At 74.4% G+C, this 19,342-nt stretch carries 11 protein-coding genes and 1 tRNA gene; 2 read left to right on the forward strand and 10 right to left on the reverse strand.

Going from position 1 to position 19,342, the window contains the following annotated elements; genetic code table 11:
* Position 1: 1 nt before the first annotated feature.
* Both ACH4F6_RS36575 and ACH4F6_RS36580 read left to right on the forward strand, forming a co-directional pair.
* Positions 2-742, forward strand: a complete 741-nt coding sequence (locus ACH4F6_RS36575) for a Clp protease N-terminal domain-containing protein (RefSeq protein WP_397964745.1) — start codon at positions 2-4, stop codon at positions 740-742.
* Between the two features lie 147 nt (positions 743-889).
* Positions 890-2,575: a bifunctional 3'-5' exonuclease/DNA polymerase gene (locus ACH4F6_RS36580; RefSeq protein ID WP_397964746.1), complete on the forward strand. Its 1,686-nt coding sequence runs from the start codon at positions 890-892 to the stop codon at positions 2,573-2,575.
* 187 nt (positions 2,576-2,762) lie between these two features.
* On the opposite strand, the gene ACH4F6_RS36585 is transcribed toward ACH4F6_RS36580, so the two are convergent.
* The 10 genes from ACH4F6_RS36585 to ACH4F6_RS36630 all read right to left on the reverse strand — a co-directional run bounded on the left by ACH4F6_RS36585 (position 2,763) and on the right by ACH4F6_RS36630 (position 19,176).
* Positions 2,763-3,656: a glycosyltransferase family 2 protein gene (locus tag ACH4F6_RS36585; protein WP_397964747.1), complete on the reverse strand. Its 894-nt coding sequence runs from the start codon at positions 3,654-3,656 to the stop codon at positions 2,763-2,765.
* A gap of 223 nt (positions 3,657-3,879) precedes the next feature.
* Positions 3,880-3,956: transfer RNA gene (locus ACH4F6_RS36590), tRNA-Thr, on the reverse strand.
* Between the two features lie 108 nt (positions 3,957-4,064).
* Positions 4,065-5,660, reverse strand: a complete 1,596-nt coding sequence (locus ACH4F6_RS36595) for an alpha/beta hydrolase (protein WP_397964748.1) — start codon at positions 5,658-5,660, stop codon at positions 4,065-4,067.
* 172 nt (positions 5,661-5,832) lie between these two features.
* Positions 5,833-7,038: a DNA polymerase III subunit delta' gene (locus ACH4F6_RS36600; protein WP_397964749.1), complete on the reverse strand. Its 1,206-nt coding sequence runs from the start codon at positions 7,036-7,038 to the stop codon at positions 5,833-5,835.
* A gap of 294 nt (positions 7,039-7,332) precedes the next feature.
* Positions 7,333-10,578 carry a dTMP kinase gene (tmk, locus tag ACH4F6_RS36605; RefSeq protein WP_397964751.1) on the reverse strand — a complete coding sequence of 1,082 codons (3,246 nt, stop codon included), beginning with the start codon at positions 10,576-10,578 and terminating at the stop codon, positions 7,333-7,335.
* Positions 10,579-10,719: 141 nt separating this feature from the next.
* The gene (gene topA / locus ACH4F6_RS36610; protein ID WP_397964752.1) at positions 10,720-13,539 is read right to left on the reverse strand and encodes a type I DNA topoisomerase; all 2,820 of its coding nucleotides are present in this window, start codon (positions 13,537-13,539) and stop codon (positions 10,720-10,722) included.
* Between the two features lie 402 nt (positions 13,540-13,941).
* Positions 13,942-14,139, reverse strand: coding sequence for a hypothetical protein (locus ACH4F6_RS36615; protein ID WP_397964753.1), 198 nt, complete (start codon positions 14,137-14,139; stop codon positions 13,942-13,944).
* A 154-nt stretch (positions 14,140-14,293) separates the two neighbouring features.
* Positions 14,294-16,837: a protein kinase gene (locus ACH4F6_RS36620; RefSeq protein WP_397964754.1), complete on the reverse strand. Its 2,544-nt coding sequence runs from the start codon at positions 16,835-16,837 to the stop codon at positions 14,294-14,296.
* Positions 16,838-17,030: 193 nt separating this feature from the next.
* Positions 17,031-18,545 (reverse strand): methyltransferase, encoded by a 1,515-nt coding sequence (locus ACH4F6_RS36625; RefSeq protein WP_397964755.1) that lies wholly within the window; start codon positions 18,543-18,545, stop codon positions 17,031-17,033.
* A 28-nt stretch (positions 18,546-18,573) separates the two neighbouring features.
* Positions 18,574-19,176 carry a small secreted protein gene (locus ACH4F6_RS36630; protein ID WP_397964756.1) on the reverse strand — a complete coding sequence of 201 codons (603 nt, stop codon included), beginning with the start codon at positions 19,174-19,176 and terminating at the stop codon, positions 18,574-18,576.
* Positions 19,177-19,342 lie beyond the last annotated feature (166 nt).

The following is a 19,342-nucleotide window of genomic DNA, read 5'->3' on the forward strand; positions in this document are numbered from 1 at the left end:
CATGACCTCAGGACAGGAACCCACGGCATCCATCCGTCTCGACGACCTGATCTCCGCCATCAAGAAGGTGCACCCGGAGCCCCTGGACCAGCTCCAGGACGCGGTCATCGCGGCCGAGCACCTCGGGGACGTCGCCGACCACCTGATCGGCCACTTCGTCGACCAGGCCCGGCGTTCGGGCGCCTCCTGGACGGACATCGGCAGGAGCATGGGCGTGACCCGGCAGGCCGCGCAGAAGAGGTTCGTGCCGAAGGAGTCCGTCGACCTCGACCCGAGCCAGGGCTTCAGCCGGTACACCCCGCGCGCGCGGAACGTGGTCATGGCCGCCCACAACGAGGCCAGGGCCGCCCGCACCCCCGAGGGGCTGCCCGCCCACCTGGTCCTCGGCCTGCTCGCCGAGCCGGAGGGCCTCGCGGCGAAGGCCCTCGCCGAACAGGGCCTCACCGCGGAGGCGGTGCGCGAGGCGGCGACGGCCGCGCTGCCGCCCGCCGCCGACGAGGTGCCCGAACTCATCCCCTACGGCTCGGACGCCAAGAAGGTCCTGGAACTCACCTTCCGCGAGGCCCTGCGCCTCGGCCACAACTACATCGGCACCGAGCACGTCCTCCTGGCCCTCCTGGAGTTCGAGAACGGCGAGGGCGTGCTGAGCGGACTCGGCGTCGGGAAACCGCAGGTCGAGCACTACGTGGCCCGGGTGCTGGCGCAGATCCTCGAGACGCGCGAGGACGAGCAGGAGGACTGACCGGCTCGGACCGCACCGCCGGCCGGGGCCACCACGGCTCCCCACCACCCGTCACGCCCTGCGGCCACGGGCACCGGCCGGACGCGGGCCGTTGCCGGGGCCCGACGCGCGAGGGCCGTTGTCAGTGGTCGCTGGCAGACTCGCGGTATGGCCGATCGGTGGGTGCTCGCTCCGGTCGAGGGCGGTGGTGCGGAGCTGGCCGCCCTCGGTCCCGACGGGCTGTCCACGGGGCCGGTGGAGCGGGAGCCGGATCTGGTGGCGGCGGTCCGGGGGAGGCCCGGTGTCGCGCGGTGGGTCTGGCGTTCGACGGCCGAGGTGTATCCGCGTCTGCTCGCCGCGGGGGTGCGAGTGGAGCGGTGCTACGACGTCGAGGGCGCCGAGACCCTCCTCCTCGGCCACGAGGGGCGGTACGGCGAACCCCGCTCGGCCGCCGCCGCCCTGGCCCGGCTGCGCGGCGCGCCCGTACCGCCGGACCCCCCGCAGCGGTCCGCAGCGCCCGGCGCGCAGTCCCCGCTCTTCGAACCGGAGGGCACCGGGCTGCCGCTCGCCGACCTCCTGGCCGTGTACGCCGAGCAGCAGCGGCGGCACGACCGGGCCGAGCACCCCGAGCGGATGCGGCTGCTGACGGCGGCCGAGTCGGCGGGGATGCTGGTGGCCGCCGAGATGAACCGGGCCGGGCTGCCGTGGAGTCCGCAGGTGCACCGTGCCGTGCTGCACGACCTGCTCGGCGAGCGGTACGCCGGCGGGGGCGAGCCCCGGCGGCTGGCCGAACTCGCCGACGAGGTCTCGGCCGCCTTCGGGCGCCGGGTGCGCCCGGACCTGCCCGCCGATGTGATCAAGGCGTTCGCCCAGGCCGGGATCAGGATCAGGAGCACCCGGCGCTGGGAGATCGAGTCGATCGACCATCCGGCCGTGAAACCGCTCGTCGAGTACAAGAAGCTCTACCGGATCTGGGTGGCCCACGGCTGGTCCTGGCTGCAGGACTGGGTGCGGGACGGGCGGTTCCGGCCCGAGTTCCTGGCCGGCGGGACGGTCAGCGGGCGCTGGGTGACCAACGGCGGGGGCGCCCTCCAGATCCCCAAGGTGATCCGGCGGGCCGTGGTCGCCGACCCCGGCTGGCGGCTCGTCGTCGCCGACGCCGACCAGATGGAGCCGAGGGTGCTCGCCGCGGTCTCCCGCGACCCCGGGCTGATGGAGGTGGCGGGCCGGGAGACCGACCTCTACCAGTCCGTCTCCGACCGCGCCTTCTCGGGCGACCGCGCCCAGGCCAAGCTCGCCGTGCTCGGCGCGGTCTACGGCCAGACCTCGGGCGACGGCCTGAAGAACCTCGCCGCCCTGCGCCGCCGCTTCCCGCGCGCGGTGGCCTACGTCGACGAGGCGGCACGGGCCGGCGAGGAGGGGCGGCTCGTCCGCACCTGGCTGGGGCGGACCTGCCCGCCCGCGGCCGGGTCCGGGGACGACACGGCGGAGGAGGCCGGCATCCCCTCCGGCGACGACGAGAGCGGCAGCCCGCCCTGGACACCCGGCCACGCCTCCTCCGACGCCCGCGCGCGCGGCCGCTTCGCCCGCAACTTCGTCGTCCAGGGCAGCGCCGCCGACTGGGCGCTGCTGATGCTCGCCGCGTTGCGCCGCACCTGCGCGGACATGGCGGCCGAGCTGGTCTTCTTCCAGCACGACGAGGTGATCGTGCACTGCCCGCGGGAAGAGGCCGAGGCGGTCGTGGCCGCGATCAGGGAGGCGGCGGACCTGGCCGGACGGCTGACGTTCGGCGAGACCCCGGTGCGGTTCCCGTTCACGACGGCCGTGGTGGAGTGCTACGCCGACGCGAAGTGATCGGCCGACGTCGGCGAGCGGTTCCCCGAGGTCCCGTACGACCGCCGTCGGATCCGGCCCGACGGCGCGCGCGGTGCCCGCGGTGCCCGGAGAGGCGTCGCCGCCCCGGCCGGATGTGAGGCGCGTGAGGGCGCCCCGGCCGGCGCGGGCGGGCGACCGGGCGCCCGCGTCCGACGGTGCCGCCGGATCAGACGACCGGGGGCCTGCCCAGCCGGGTCAGGCGCCACACCGTCCGCCAGCGCATGGGACGCCGGGGGCCGGCCGGCTCGCGCACCCCTTCCGCGAACCCGCCGAACCATGCCTTCAGGCCGCCGAGCGAGCGGGTGCGCAGCAGCGTGACCGCGATCCACACCCCCAGGTGCACCGGGACGAGCGGCAGCGGAAGGCGGCGCCGGACCAGCCAGACCCGGTTCCGGGCGGTCACACGGTGGTAGACGGCGTGCCGCGCGGGCGAGGTCTTCGGGTGCTGGAGGAGCAGCTCGGGCGCGTAGAGGATCTTCCAGCCGGAGTCCGTGGCACGCCAGGCCAGATCGGTCTCCTCGTGCGCGAAGAAGAACTCGGCGGGCCAGTCGCCGGTCTCGTCGAGCATCCTCGTGCTCAGGGCGTGGCCGCCGCCGAGGAAGCCGGTCACGTATCCGCCCCGCATCGGGTCGGAGGCGCCGATCCGGGGCACGTGCCGCCGCTGCGTCTCGCCGTTCTCGTCGGCGATGCGGAAGCCGACGATGCCCAGGCGCGGATCGGCGGCGTACAGGTCGCGCACGCGGCGCAGCACGTCGGCGTCGACGAGCAGCCCGTCGTCGTCCAGTTCCACGACGACGTCGATGTCGGCGTACTCGCGCAGCCGGGCGAGGGCGACGTTGCGGCCGCCCGGACAGCCGAGGTTCTCGTCGGTCTCGATGACGGTGACCTCGCCGGGCAGGGACAGCCGGTGCGCGAACTCGGGCAGCCGGCAGCCGTTGCCGACGATCAGGATGCGGGCGGGCGGCAGGTCCTGCTTGGCCACGGACTCCAGCAGGGCGTCGACCTCGGCGGGCCGGTTGCCCATCGTCACCACGGAAACGGCGATCCTCGGCTCCACCACGTCCCTCACTCCGTCCGGCCCACGACGGCTCCGCGGCCCGTCCCGGCGGGGCCCGTCGTCCACCAAGATGGTGCCTCAGCTCCGGAGGTTGCCCGGACCCCGGTGCGCTCCGTGTCGGGTTCACGAGGATCTTCCGGGCGCCGGGCGCCGGGGCCGGCCGGGCGACTCCCGCCTCCACCGAACGAAAAATCCCAGCTCAGGCATTGCCTGAACTGGGATCCCATGGAGCCGCCTTCGGGATTCGAACCCGAGACCTACGCATTACGAGTGCGTTGCTCTGGCCATCTGAGCTAAGGCGGCGCGCCGTCCGCACCATGGTGCGATCAGCAACGTCGGTAAGTCTACACAGTTTCCCGAGGTGCTCCGCACCACCCCCGGAGGCGGTCGCTCCGGGGGCGGTCGCCGGGGCTACGAGCAGCGCTTTCCGGGTGCCGGCGGGGTGCCGTGCAGGAGGTAGGCGTCGATCGCGGAGTCGATGCAGGCGCTGCCGCGGCCGTAGGCGGTGTGGCCGTCGCCCTCGTGGGTGAGGAGGCGGGCCGAGGACAGCTGGCGGGAGAGGGACCGCGCCCAGCGGTAGGGGGTCGCGGGGTCACGGGTGGTGCCGACGACGACGATCGGGGCCGCGCCCTTCGCCTCGATGCGCTGCGGCTCGCCGGTGGGCGCGACCGGCCAGTACGCGCAGTTCAGGGAGGCCCAGGCGAGGGACTCGCCGAAGACGGGGGACGCCTTCTCGAACGCGGGCAGCGCCCGGCGCACCTCGTCCGGGCCGTCGAAGGCCGCCGGCAGGTCCAGGCAGTTCACGGCGGCGTTGGCGAACATCAGGTTCGAGTAGCGGCCCGCGGGGTCCCGCTCGTAGTAGCTGTCGGAGAGGGCGAGCAGTCCGGACCCGTCGTGGTCGTCGATCGCCGCGGTCAGCGCCTCGCGCAGTTGTTCCCAGGCGCTCTCGTCGTACATCGCCGCGATCACGCCGGTGGTGGCGAGCGACTCGGTGAGCCTGCGGCCGGCCCCGGCCGGGAGGGGCCGCGCGTCGGCCTGCTCGAAGAAGGCCTTCAGGTTCTTGTCGACCTCGCCCGCCTCGGTGCCCAGCGGGCAGTCGGCCCGCTGGGCGCAGTCCTTCGCGAACGACCGGAACGCCGTCTCGAAGCCCGCCGTCTGGTCCAGGTTGAGGCGCCGGGCGGTCAGCGAGGGGTCCATCGCCCCGTCCAGGACGAGCCGCCCCACCCGGTCCGGGAACAGCCCCGCGTACGTCGCCCCGAGGAACGTCCCGTACGACGCCCCCACGTACGTCAGCTTCCGGTCCCCCAGCGCCGCGCGCACGACGTCCATGTCGCGGGCCGCCTCGACGGTGGAGACGTGCCGCAGCAGCCGGGACGACCGCGCGCCGCACCCCTCGGCGAACCCCTTGTACGCGTCGACGAGCTCGTCCGTCTCCCGCTGGTCGTCGGGCGTGACGTCGGTCTGCGTGTACGTGTCCATGGCGCGCCCGTCGAGGCACTCCACGGGCTCGCTGCGGGCCACGCCCCGCGGGTCGACGGCGACCATGTCGTAACGGGCGCGGACCCCGGCCGGGTATCCGACGCCGGCGTACTGCTGGAGGTAGCCGATCGCGGAGCCGCCCGGCCCGCCCGGGTTCACGAGCAGCGAGCCGATCCGCTCGCCGGGGCCCGTCGCCCTCTTCCGGGCGACCGCCAGCCGGACGTCGCCCGCGCCGGGCCGGTCATAGTCGAGCGGCGCCTTCAGGGTGGCGCACTCGAAACCGGGGACGCCGCAGCCGCGCCAGTTCGGCTTCTGCCCGTAGTACGGCGCGAGCGCCGACGGCGTGGCGCGGGGCAGCGCGGCCAGTGCCGCCTCCGCCTCCGCGGCCGTGGCGGCGGAACTCGTCACGCCTCCGGAGGAGCAGGCGGAGAGGAGCAGGGCGGCGGCGGACGCGAGGGACAGCAGGGTGACGCGGGTACGCGGCCGGTGAGCGCCTGCGGATCTGCGGGGGGAGCGCCTGGTGTGCATCCATCGAGCGTAACTCTGCGCGACGGGTCGAGCGCCCTGCGTGCGCGGGCCGCCACGGACGAGTGACGCGGTCAACCGGCGTCCGTCCTCGCGCGACCGGCGCGCCGCCCGCCGCGCCGGCGGCCGGGGCGCGGTCCGCCCCGCCCTCCGCACCCTGCCCGGCCGCGCCGGCTCAGCCGGCTCTGAGCGCCATCGTCATCGCCTCCACCGCCAGCAGCGGAGACACGTTGCGGTCGAGGGCCTCTCTGCACGCGGCGATGGCCTCGATGCGGCGGAGGGTGGACTCGGGGGAGCTGTCCCGGGCGAGCCGCTGCAGGGCGTCCTCGGCGTCCGTGTTGGCCAGGGCGGTGCGGGAGCCGAACTGGAGGGCGAGGACGTCGCGGTAGAAGGCGGTGAGGTCGGTGAGCGCGAGGTCCAGGCTGTCCCGCTGGGTACGCGTCTTGCGGCGCTTCTGCTTGTCCTCGAGGTCCTTCATCACGCCCGCCGTGCCGCGCGGCATCCGGCCGCCCTGGGCCGCGCCCAGCGCCGCCTTCAGCTCCTCGGTCTCCTTGGCGTCCCGCTCCTCGGCGAGCTGCTTGGCGTCCTCCGTGGCGGCGTCGACCAGTTCCTGCGCGGCCTTGAGGCAGCCGCCGATCTCGTCCAGGCGCAGCGGCAGCTTCAGCACCGCGGCGCGGCGCTCGCGGGCGGCGGGGTCGGTGGCCAGGCGCCGGGCGCGGTCGACGTGCCCCTGGGTGGCGCGGGCGGCGGCCGCGGCGACGGCGGGCTCGATGCCCTCGCGGCGTACGAGCATGTCGGCGACGACGTCGACGGAGGGCGTGCTCAGGTTCAGGTGCCGGCAGCGGGAGCGGATCGTCGGCAGGACGTCCTCGAGGGACGGGGCGCACAGCAACCACACGGTGCGCGGAGCCGGCTCCTCGACCGCTTTGAGGACGGCGTTGGCGGACTTCTCGTTCAGCCGCTCGGCGTCCTCCACGAGGATGACCTGCCAGCGGCCGTTGGCGGGCGACGTGAACGACTTCCGCACCGTGTCACGCATGTCGTCGGCGAGGATCTGCGTACCCACGGCGGCGACGGTGGTGACGTCGGCGTGCGTGCCGATCAGCGCCGTGTGACAGCCGTCGCAGAAGCCGCAGCCGGGGGCTCCGCCGAGCGCCCGGTCGGGGCTCACGCACTGGAGCGCGGCGGCGAAGGCGCGGGCCGTCTGCGTCCGGCCCGCGCCGGGCGGCCCGGTGAACAGCCAGGCGTGCGTCATCTTCGACGCCTCGGGCGGCGGCGCGTCGGAGACGGCCGCGGTGACGAGCGCGTCGGCGTCCCGGGCGGCCGCGGCGAGCTGTTCGCTCACCCGCTCCTGCCCGACGAGGTCGTCCCACACGGTCATGGGTTACGCCGCCCCTTTCGTCACGGTGCGCCTTGCGGGTTCCATTGTGCGGGCTCCCACCGACAACGAGCCCGGCCGCCCGCCGCTCCGGCGGCCGGCGAGGTCCGTGGGCCACGGACCTCGCCGGCCGGAAGCCCCCGAGCCGCACCCACCGCCGGCCCCGCGGCCCACCGGCACCGGCGCAGGTCCGCGAGCCCGGCCTCAGGGCGGCGACCGGCCTCAGGGCGGCCGCCGGGCCTCACACCCTGTGGCGGCGCGGCGGCGGCTCCGCAGGCCACCGCCCGCGGCCGGACCTCAGCGGCGCCGTCCCCGGCCCCGGCCGCCGCCCCGTCCGTCGTCGTCGGACCCGTCGTCGCCGTGGTGCGGGCCCAGCAGTTCGTCCGCCAGCGTGGGCAGGTCGTCCAGGGGAGTCTCCTCCGCCCAGTCCGAGCGCCGGCGCCGGCGAGGCGTGCCTTCCTCGTCGACCTGCGGCAGCTCGCGCGTGCGGTCCTCCGAGCCGTCCGGCCCGGCGCCCGCCCGCTCGTCGCGGAAGTACCCCGGCGGCAGCCGGTCGGCGGCGCTCTCCTCACGCACCGGCGGCAGCACGGCCGTCTCGTCCACGGCCCCGGCGGACACCGGCGGCTGCGGCAGCTCGGCCGTCACCTCGGCGTCGGACGGGGAGCCCCGCCTCGCACCGGCCGCGCCGGACGTGACCGCCGAAGTCCCCGACGGCTGCCCGGTACGCCCGGCCGGCCCCCGCACGTCCCGCGCGTCCTCCACCGGGTCCTTGTCCATCCGCACCCGGGGCAGCACGGCCGTCTCCTCGACCGGCCCGCCCGACGCGTTCGTCGGCGTCACCACCGGGGTCGGCACGGTCGCCGCGTCCGGGCCGATCCCGGCCGCCGCGGGCGGGGCGGGCGGGGCGGGCGGCTTCGGACGCGGGCCGGCCTGGGCCGCGGCGGCGGCCTGCTCGGCCGCGCGGCGCGCCTCCTCGGCCCGCAGCAGGGCCTCTTCGGCCTTCCGCTGCTTCTCCAGGCGGAGCGCCTCGGCCTCGGCCCGCAGCCGGGCCTCCTCCTCGGCCTGCTTGCGGCGCCGCTCCTCCTCCGCCTTGCGGCGGGCCTCCTCCTCGGCACGGGCCTTCTCCTCGGCGAGGAGGCGCACCCGCTCCTCCTCCGCCCGCCGGGCGGCCTCCTCGGCCCGCTGCCGGGCCTCCTCGGCCTGCCGTTCGGCCTCGCGCCGCTGCGCCTCCTCCAGCTCGCGGCGCTTGCGCTCCTCCTCCTCGGCGCGCAGCCGGGCGAGCTGCTCCTGGCGCTCGCGCTCCAGGCGCTCCTCCTCGGCCTTGCGCCGGGCCTCTTCCTCGGCCTTCTTCCGCGCCTCTTCCTCGGCCTTCCTGCGCGCCTCCTCCTGGGCCCGGACCTCGGCCTCGGACAGCGGCAGCATCCGGTCGAGCCGGGCGCGGACGACCGCGGTCACGGCCTCCGGCTCCTGGCCGGCGTCGACGACGAGGTACCGGCCGGGGTCGGCGGAGGCCAGCGTGAGGAAACCGGAGCGCACGCGCGCGTGGAACTCCGCCGGCTCCGACTCCAGCCGGTCCGGCGCCTCCGTGAAGCGTTCGCGGGCGGTCTCCGGGGAGACGTCCAGCAGCACCGTCAGCTGCGGCACCAGTCCGTTCGTCGCCCAGCGCGAGATCCGGGCGATCTCGGTCGGGGACAGGTCACGGCCGGCGCCCTGGTAGGCCACCGACGAGTCGATGTACCGGTCGGTGATCACCACCGCGCCGCGCTCCAGGGCGGGCCGCACGACCGTGTCGACGTGCTCCGCGCGGTCCGCCGCGTACAGCAGCGCCTCCGCGCGGTGCGACAGCCCGGCGCTCGACACGTCGAGCAGGATCGACCGCAGCCGCTTGCCGACGGGCGTGGCCCCGGGCTCGCGGGTGAGGACGACCTCGTGGCCCTTGGCCCTGATCCACTCGGCGAGCGCCTCGGCCTGCGTGGACTTGCCGGCGCCGTCGCCGCCCTCCAGGGCGATGAAGAAGCCGTTGGACGCCGGGACCTGCACCGGGTCGTCGCCGCCGAGCAGCGCGTCCCGCAGGTCGTGGCGCAGGGGCACGCCGGAGCGGTCGTCGACCTTGGCCAGCACCAGCGCGGCCACCGGCAGCAGCAGCGCGCCCACCAGCATCAGCGTGAACGCGGCTCCGCCGTGTGCGAAGACGAACTTGCCGTTCTCCAGCCGGTGCGGCCCGATCAGCGCCGCCACCAGCGGCGCGAGCAGCGCGCCCAGCGCGACGACGACGCGCACCACCGCGTGCAGGTGCTCCGTCAGGCGGGTGCGGCGGTGGTCCTCGGTCTCCTGGTCGAGCAGCGCGTGCCCGGTGTGGGCGGCCACGCCCGCGCCGACGCCGGCCAGGGCGGCGATCAGGAGCACGGTGGCGACGTCCGGGACCAGTCCGGCCGCGAGCAGCGCCACGCCGGTGAAGGCGATGGCCAGCGCGAGCAGCCGTCGCCGCGACAGCGTCACCAGCACCTTCGGCGCCGTCCGGACGCCGACGCCGACGCCGCCGGTCAGTGCCAGCACGAGCAGCCCGTAGGTCACGGGGCCGCCGCCCAGGTCCTTGGCGTGGAGCACCGAGACGGCGACGGCGGCCGCGATCGCGCCGGCGACGGACGCGCAGGCGAGGACCAGCAGGGCGATCGCGCCCGTGCGGCCCGCCTCGGCCCCGGCGGACGTCCGGGGGCGGCGCAGCCCTTCGAGCGGGGACCGCGCGCGCGGGGTGCGCGTCCCGGGCAGCTCCAGGAACGTCACGACGGACAGGGACGCGGCGAACAGGCCCGCCGCCACGTACGAGGGGAGGGCCGCCTGGTGCCGGCCGAACCAGTCGATCCCGGCGCCCAGCAGGTTGTTGAACAGCGCCGCCACGAGCAGCGCGGCCGCGCCCAGCGGGACCGCCACGAAGGTCGTGCGCAGCGACAGGCGGCGCAGCGCGTCGAGGTGGTCGGGCAGCGGCCGTACCGTCGCGCCCTCCGGGGGCGGGTCGGGCAGCAGCGCGGGGGCCGCGCCCTCGCGGGCGACCGTCCAGAACCGCTCGGCGACGCCGGTCACGAACACGGTGACCAGCAGCAGCGCCAGGGCGTCGTCCGGCGTCCAGTCGATCCACAGGGGCGCGACGATCAGCAGGACGGCGCGCAGGCCGTCCGCGCCGACCATGGTCCAGCGGCGGTCGAGCGGACCGTCCGGCGAGGTCAGCGAGGTCAGCGGTCCGAGGAGGACGGCGCCGAAGAGCAGGGTGGCGAGGATCCGCACCCCGAAGACGGTCGCCACCGCGAACGCCACGCCCCGGTAGCCGCCCCCGAAGGAGCCCTCGGCGATGGCCGCCTGCAGGGCCAGGAGGACGAGCACCAGGAGGGCGAGGGCGTCACCGACGCCGCTCACCAACTGCGCGCTCCACAGTCGCTTGAGCTGTGGCCGGCGCAGTAGGGCGCGAACGGCGCGCTCGCGGGAGTCCGCCACCAGGGCGTCGTCTGGGGCCGGAGGGTGGGCCGTTGGCTGCTCGGCTCGCGTCATGCTTTCAGCCTATCGGCAGCGGCCGACAGCCCGAGGAGGCCGTCCGCCGGCGTGCACACCCCGACACCAAAGTGATGCCGGAGCGTGCGTTTCGCGAAGCCCGAGCGGGGAAACCCCGCGCGGCTCAAGCGGTTCGGGCGCTCAGTCCTCGGTCGTCGCCCTGGACGCCGTCGCCTTCTTCGCCGTCGTCTTCTTCGCGGTCGCGGTGGTCTTCGCCGCGGTCTTCTTGGCGGCCGTCTTCTTCGCCGGAGCCGCCTTCTTCGCGGTCGCCTTCTTGGCGGGCGCCTTCTTCGCCGTCTTCTTGGCGGGGCCCTTGGCCCGCTTCTCGGCGAGCAGCTCGAAGCCGCGCTCCGGGGTGATCGTCTCGACGCTGTCGCCGGAGCGCAGGGTCGCGTTGGTCTCCCCGTCGGTGACGTACGGCCCGAAGCGGCCGTCCTTGACGACGACCGGCTTGCCGCTGACCGGGTCCGCGCCCAGTTCCTTCAGCGGCGGCTTGGCGGCGGCGCGGCCACGCTGCTTGGGCTGGGCGTAGATCGCCAGCGCCTCCTCCAGCGTGATCGTGAAGAGCTGGTCCTCGGACTGCAGGGACCGCGAGTCCGTGCCCTTCTTCAGGTACGGGCCGTAGCGGCCGTTCTGCGCGGTGATCTCCACGCCGTCCGCGTCGGTGCCGACGACACGCGGCAGCGACATCAGCCTGAGCGCGTCGTCGAGCGTGACGGTGTCCAGCGACATCGACTTGAACAGCGACGCCGTGCGCGGCTTGACGGCGTTCTTGCCGGTCTTCGGGGTGCCCTCGGGGAGCACCTCGGTGACGTACGGGCCGTAGCGGCCGTCCTTGGCGATGATCTGGTGGCCGGTGGCCGGGTCGGCGCCCAGCTCGAAGTCGCCGCTCGGCTTGGCGAGCAGTTCCTCGGCCAGCTCGACGGAGAGCTCGTCGGGCGCCAGGTCCTCGGGGATGTCGGCCCGCTGGTGGCCCTCCGCGTCCTTCTCGCCGCGCTCGATGTACGGGCCGTAGCGTCCGACCCGCAGCACGATGTCGTTGCCCACCGGGAACGAGGACACCTCGCGCGCGTCGATCGCGCCCAGGTCGGTCACCAGTTCCTTGAGGCCGCCGAGGTGGTCACCGTCGCCGTTGCCCGCGTCGGCCGCGCTGCCGTGGGTGGTGCCCTCGCCGAAGTAGAACCGCTTCAGCCACGGCACGGCCTGCGCCTCGCCGCGGGCGATGCGGTCGAGGTCGTCCTCCATCTTGGCGGTGAAGTCGTAGTCGACGAGCCGCCCGAAGTGCTTCTCCAGGAGGTTGACCACGGCGAAGGAGAGGAACGACGGCACGAGGGCCGTGCCCTTCTTGAACACGTAGCCGCGGTCGAGGATCGTGCCGATGATCGAGGCGTACGTCGACGGGCGGCCGATCTCGCGCTCCTCGAGCTCCTTGACCAGGCTGGCCTCGGTGTAGCGGGCCGGGGGCTTGGTGGCGTGCCCGTCGGCCGTGATCTCCTCGGCGGTCAGGGCGTCGCCCTCGGCGACCTGGGGCAGGCGGCGCTCGCGGTCGTCCAGTTCGGCGTTCGGGTCGTCGGCGCCCTCGACGTAGGCCTTGAGGAAGCCGTGGAAGGTGATCGTCTTGCCGGAGGCGCTGAACTCCACGTCCCGGCCGTCGGCGGCGGTGCCGCCGATCTTCACGGTCACGCTGTTGCCGGTCGCGTCCTTCATCTGGGACGCGACGGTCCGCTTCCAGATCAGCTCGTACAGCTTGAACTGGTCGCCGGTCAGACCCGTCTCGGCGGGCGTGCGGAAGCGGTCGCCCGAGGGGCGGATCGCCTCGTGCGCCTCCTGCGCGTTCTTGACCTTGCCGGCGTACGTGCGCGGCTGCGCGGGCAGGTAGTCGGCGCCGTACAGCTGCGTGACCTGCGCACGGGCCGCGGCGACGGCGGTGTCGCTCAGCGTCGTGGAGTCCGTACGCATGTAGGTGATGAAGCCGTTCTCGTACAGCTTCTGCGCGACCTGCATCGTCGCCTTGGCGCCGAAGCCGAGCTTGCGGCTCGCCTCCTGCTGCAGCGTCGTCGTGCGGAACGGCGCGTACGGCGAGCGGCGGTACGGCTTGGACTCGACGGACCGGACGGAGAAGCGGGTGTTCTCCAGGGCGGCGGCCAGCGCGCGGGCGTTCGCCTCGTCGAGGTGCAGGGTGTTCGCGCTCTTCAGCTGTCCCAGGGAGTCGAAGTCGCGGCCCTGCGCGATCCGCCTGCCGTCGACGGTCTGCAGGCGTGCGACCAGCGACGACGGGTCCGACGGGTCGCCCGCGCGGCCGGTCGCGAAGGTGCCCGTCAGGTCCCAGTACTCGGCGGAACGGAACGCGATGCGCTCGCGTTCCCGCTCGACGACGAGCCGGGTGGCGACCGACTGGACACGGCCGGCCGACAGGCGCGGCATGACCTTCTTCCACAGCACCGGCGAGACCTCGTAGCCGTAGAGGCGGTCGAGGATGCGGCGGGTCTCCTGGGCATCGACCAGCTTCTGGTTGAGCTGGCGCGGGTTGGCGACGGCGGCCTGGATCGCGGCCTTGGTGATCTCGTGGAAGACCATCCGCTTGACCGGGACCTTGGGCTTGAGGACCTCCTGGAGGTGCCACGCGATGGCCTCGCCCTCGCGGTCCTCATCGGTGGCGAGGAAGAGCTCGTCGGACTCCTTCAGCAGGTCCTTGAGCTTCTTGACCTGAGCCTTCTTGTCGGCGTTGACGACGTAGATGGGCTCGAAGTCGTGGTCGACGTCCACACCGAGGCGACGGACCTCACCGGTGTACTTCTCCGGCACCTCCGCGGCGCCGCTGGGAAGGTCGCGGATGTGCCCGACGCTCGCCTCGACAACGTATCCGGGGCCGAGATAGCCCTTGATCGTCTTCGCCTTGGCAGGCGACTCGACGATGACGAGTCGGCGGCCGCCCTTCGCGGTCTCGCTGGTCGGGGACAACTTCGCTCTTCTCTCCGGTCGACGCTGGGGCCTCCCCAGGCCTTGCTCCCGGGGTCGGGGCACCCTTCAGTGGCTCGCTCGCCTTCAAAACGCTACAGGCGGTCTCGGGACGCGATCGCGCTCGGCCCCTCGGGGCCTTCACGCGTTCGCCGTCTCGACACCGCCGCGTCCCTCGGGCTCACTGCGGGTGACGCTGCGGAGTGTGACGGTACATCCCGCCCCCGTGTCAAACGGGAAAAGCCCGCAACGGCCACTCGAACGGTAACCCGACTACCGCCATTCCTGCCGCCCGCGGTGCCGACCGGTTCTTTTCCGCCGGACCGGAGCGCGGCCTCTCAATTACCCGTGTTGCCGTCCTCACCCGGTTCTCACGGCGCCTTCGGCAAGATCTTCCGAGGCGCTTCAGAGGCGGGTGAAGCACCACGTTCCGAGGGCGAGCGCGATCACGGCGACCAGTGCCGCGAGGGTCGCCGATGCGACAGGGCTCACACCCTGCGCGACGGGTTCGCGCTGCCGTACGCGGACCGCGGTCCAGCCCAGCAAACCACCCCCGAACAGCGCGAACACCACTCCAGCGAAGATCGCCGGTCCGCTCTCCATGATCGCCCGCGCTCCTCTTCCTCGCACCCTCGCCCGTCCCGCTGCGGGGAGGCTGACACGCGCGGGCGGCGCCCGGGCGAACCCGGGGTGAACGCCGGGCCGACGGGCGGGGGCGGCGGGCCGCCGGAGGGGAGACGGCCGAGTGCGACGGGCCTCACACTGCGCCGGGCGGGGGTATCTTTCCCGTCGTCTTCCCGTTGTCGGCCCTGCTCACCGTGCACACGATCTTGGTGAATCCGGCCTTCCAGTCGTCCTCGTCGGTCATCCAGCCGACCACGACCTGCTCGGAACCGGGTGCCCAGACCGACTCGAATTTGTTGGCACAGAGCTTGCTCGCGTTGTCGATGCTCTTCTTGTAGCTCATTTCGTCGGGCGCCTGAACGGTTCCGATCACCTGGTCCGTGTGCGGTTCGGCGCAATCCGTGAGGGGCGCCCGGTAACCGTCGTCCAGATCCTCGTAGATCCAGCAGTCCCCGACGCTCATCTGTCCGACCCACAGGTCCGTACCCGCGTCCCGGAAACGGCCCACCTCGCCGCCTATCGCGGCGTGGCGGCCGAGTACGAGGCACGGCGTACCGCTGCCGGCCGCGGTGAAGCCCTCCTGCGTCGGCACGACGGCGTAGCCGCCCGCGTCCGGCAGCGCGCCGACCACCGCCCGGCTCTGCGCGGCACACCGCTGGGCCCCCCGGGCCCGGGCGTCGGCGGCGTCCGTGGCCGTGTCGACCGCCACGACCTGACCGTCCGGCCAGTCCTCGGCGCAGTCCACCACGCCCAGGTTCGGCACCGACGCGAACGGCTCCCCCGACCAGACCGCCTTCACGCAGTCCCCCGTCTCCAGCGGTTCGGTCAGCCCGACGGCCTCGCCGTACGGATACACGGGCCCGGTCGGCGACGCCGACGCCGCCGCGCTCGCCGAGGACGACCTCCGCGGCGTGACCGTGTCGTCCTTCCCGCCCCCGAGCAGCGACACGGCCGCCCACGCACCCCCGGCCGCGACGAGGACGGCGGCGACGACCAGGGCGACGACGGCGACGCGCTTCCCGGGACCGGGAGGCGGTGGACCGGCGGCACCGGCCGCCGCGCCGAAGGGCGGGACGGGGCCGCCGGCGTACGGCGGACCGCCGTGGGGCCGGTCACCGCCTCCGTACTGCACCGGACCGCCCGCGTACGGCGTCCCGGCGCCACCGCTCGTCGCGTACGGGCCGCCCGGGCTCTGGGCGGACGGGTCCGCGGACGAGGCCCGCGCGTACGGGTTGCCCGGCGCGGCGGGACGTCGCGCGGCCGGCGGCTGCCAGGGGCCGTACGACGCGGAAGCGGTCGGGAGACCCGGCGTGTCGCGACCGGCCGGCGGGAACGGCGTGCCGGGGGTCGCCGGTGTCCCCGGTGTGGCGGGCGGGCCCGCCGGGGTGTGCGGGGTGTGCGGGGCCGGGGGCGTGTACGGCACCGGCGGCGCGCCCGGTGTGTGCGCGGCACCCGGCGCTCCCGTGCCCGACGGCGTGGGGGCGCCGTACCCGGGAAGGACGCCGTGCTCCGGTGCGGCGCCGTGGCCGGGAGGCGTCCCGTGGCCGAAAGACGCACCGTGGTCGGGAGGCGACCCGTGACCGGGCGGCGTGCCGTGTGCGGGCGGCGTGCCGTGTCCCGGTGCCGCGCCGGCGCCTGACCGGGCCCCGTCCCCCGCGGCACTCCACGGCGCGGGTCCCACCGCCGCTCCCGCGCCGGCCGCTCCCGCGATCGCCGCGCCGTACCCCGGGGCCGGCGGCCCGAAGGCTCCGGGCGGTGTCCCGGAAGCGTCCGCCGCCGTGCCCCGTCCCTGCGGACCAGCGCCCTCGCCCGCTCCCGCCGCCCGCTCCAGGCCCCGGGCCGCCGCCTCCGGCGGCAACCTGCGCACGGGGTCCTTGACCAGCAACCCCTGGAGCACCGGCGTCAGTTCACCGGCCCGGGCCGGCGGGGCCGGGTCCTCGCCGAGGAGGGCGGTCAGGGTCGCGTAGTCGCCGTGGCGGTCGAAGGGGCCGCGGCCCTCGACGGCGGTGTACAGCGTGGCGCCGAGGGAGAACAGGTCGGCGGCCGGGGTGGGCGGCTCGCCGCGGGCCCGCTCCGGGGCCAGGTAGCCGGGGGTGCCGAGGATGCCGGCGGTCGCGGTGAGCCGGGGCTCGCGGGATTCCGGCTGGAGCGCGATGCCGTAGTCGGTGAGCAGCACGCGTGCGCAGGAGTCCCCCGAAGCGTCCGGCGACAGAAGGATGTTGGCCGGTTTCACGTCCCGGTGGAGGATGCCGATGCGGTGTCCGGCGCTGAGCGCGTCGAGGACGGCGAGTCCGATGCGGGCCACCTGGACGGGTGGCAGCGGCCCGGAGCGGCGGACGACCGCCTGGAGGTCGACCGCGTCCGGCACGTACTCCATGACGATCCAGGGCAGTCCGTCGTGCACCACCACGTCGTGCACCGTCGCCACGTGCGGATGACCGCGCAGGCGTGCCGCGTGCCGGGCCTCGCTGCGGGCCCGTGCGACGCGCTGCTCCTGCTCGGCCGCGTCCCTGGGGACGTCCGGCAGCGTGATCTCCTTGAGCGCGACCTCGCAGGCCAGTTCCTCGTCGTACGCGAGCCAGACACGGCCCATGCCGCCCGCGCCCAGCGTCCGCACCAGCCGGTAGCGGTCGTTGATGACCCGGCTTCCGCCGTGGTCCGGCGTCTCCCCCGCCATCGCGCCTCCCCCAGAGACAGCGCGCCTCCCCCGAGAACGCGCGAGGTTCGTCCCTAGAAGGTAGCTTCGCACGCGCCACTGACAGGAGCCCTTTTCCTCACCGATCCTGTCAATCCCGTCAGATCGGGCACAGGGGTCTCAGTGGTGCGGGCACGCCCCGCGGTGCGGCGTGCCCGACGGGTCCCGCCCGCTCTCAGGCCGGCTCCAGGAACCCCTGCTCCACGAGCAGCCGGATCTGGGCGGGCGTGCGGTCGCGCAGCGACACCGGGTCCTCGCCGACGAGTTGCGCGATGGCGTCCAGGATGCGGCCCGCGCTCAGCGAGCCGTCGCACACGCCCGCGAAACCCGCGCCGACCGTGTCCACCTTGGTGGCGCGGCGCATGCCGCGGTGCTGACGCAGCACGACGTGCTCCGGGTCCTCGGCGCCCGGCAGCCCGACCTGTTCCTGCACGACCTCCGCGACAAGCCTGAAGTGACCCGCGAGCAGCGCCGCGTCGTCGTGCGCGCGCAGGTAGTCGAGGCGCTCGAAGTGCGCCCGGACCGCGTCGCCGAGGGGCTGCTCGACCGGGTGCGGCCACTCCTCGACCGTGATCTCGGGCTCGGCGGAGGCCGTCCTGCGCAGCGTGATCCAGCCGAAGCCGACGGCCTTCACCTTGCGCGCCTCGAACTCGTCCAGCCAGGCGTCGTAACGCGCCTGGTACGCCTGCGGGTCGCCCCGGTGGTCACCGGCGTCCCTGAGCCACAGCTCGGCGTACTGCGTGACGTCCTGCACCTCGCGCTGCACGATCCACGCGTCGCAGCCGCGCGGCACCCACGACCTGAGCCTGTCCTGCCAGTCCTCCCCCTCCACGTGCTGCCAGTTGGCGAGGAACTGCGCGAACCCGCCCACGTTCAGCCGTTCCCCCGCCTGCTGAACGAGCGACCGGCACAGATCGTCCCCGCCCATCCCGCCGTCGCGGTAGGTCAGCCGCGCGCCCGGCGAGATCACGAACGGCGGGTTCGACACGATCAGGTCGAAGGTCTCGTCGTCGCGCACCGGCGCGAACAGCGAGCCCTCGCGCAGGTCGGCCTCCGGGGCGCCGGAGAGCGCCAGCGTGAGCGCCGTGATGTGCAGCGCGCGCGGGTTGAGGTCGGTCGCCGTCACGCGCGTGGCGTGCCGGGCGGCGTGCAGCGCCTGGATCCCGGAACCGGTACCGAGGTCCAGGGCGGAGGCGACGGGGGTGCGGACGGTGATCGCGGCGAGGGTCGTCGACGCCCCGCCCACGCCGAGGACGACGCTCTCGTCCCGGCTGCCGATGCCGCCGGCGCCGCCGACCGCGCACCCCAGGTCGGAGACGATGAACCAGTCCTCGCCGTCCGGTCCGCCGTACGGCCGCACGTCGACGGTCGCGGCGACGTCGTCGCCGGCGCGCCGCAGCCAGCCGCTCTCCACGCACGCGTGGACGGGCAGAACGCCCTCCACGCGTGCGGACGGCACCGGCTGCTGGAGCAGGAAGAGGCGGACGAGCGTCTCCAGCGGCGTGTCCCCGCGGGTCGCCCGCAGCGCGGGCACGACCTCGCTGCGGGCCAGGGCCGCGTACGCGGGGGCGCCGAGCAGTTCGAGCAGCCCGTCGGCGGTGAAGGAGGCCGCGAGCAGCGCCTCGCGCAGCCGGGCGGCGACGTCGGGGCGGTCGGCGGAGGGCAGGGGGGGCAGGGTGGCGTTACTCACGCCCCCATTGTGGCCCGCGCGGACCGGCTCAGCTGTCCGCGGCCGGCGCCGAGGGGGAGGCCTTCTTGCAGCCCTCCTGCTTGGCCACGGCCTGCTTCACGTCGCCCTTCTCCAGGCTCTGCAGCGCGGTGACCGCGCTCTTGTACTGCTTGGACACGTCCTTCATCCGCTCCGAGACGTCGTCCAGTCCGGAGGCGAACTTGCCCTGGTCCTTCGTGTCGAGCGCGTCGACCTGCTTCTTCAGGTCGGCGTAGGACTCGGAGAGAACGGTGAGCTTGGTGACGGCGTCCTGCTGCTTGCGCGCGCCGTCCTCCACGCCCGGAGGCGCCCCGGCGGCGTCCAGGGCGGTCGCCCGCGCCTTGAAGCCCTCGGACAGGTCCTGGAAGGCCTTGGAGTCGGTCTTCTGGAGGTCTTCCGGCGTGCCGTCCTTGGCCACCTTCTCCAGGGCGTCGTACGCGGCCGTGATCTTCGCCTGCTGCGCGGGCACGGTCGCGCAGACCTTCTTGGCCCAGGCGTCCAGCTCCTTGTTGTCCTTCTCGTCGCTGCTGCATCCCGACAGCGCCAGTACCAGTACCGCACCGCCGGACAGTGCGGCCGCGAGCTTCTTGTTCACCGGTTTGGTCCCTTCCATGGCTCTCGGCCCCGGAAGATACACGCCAACCGGGTGACAACCCCAGGACGAATGTTCGTTACGTTCGCATATAAACCTCTTTACACCAGGGGAGAGAAGGCTCACGGGCGGGAGGCCGGCGCGACGAAGCGGGCGGTCGGCGCGCAACACGCGCCGGCCGCCCGCC

The organism is Streptomyces sp. NPDC017936, assembly GCF_044328485.1.
Lineage (GTDB): Bacteria > Actinomycetota > Actinomycetes > Streptomycetales > Streptomycetaceae > Streptomyces.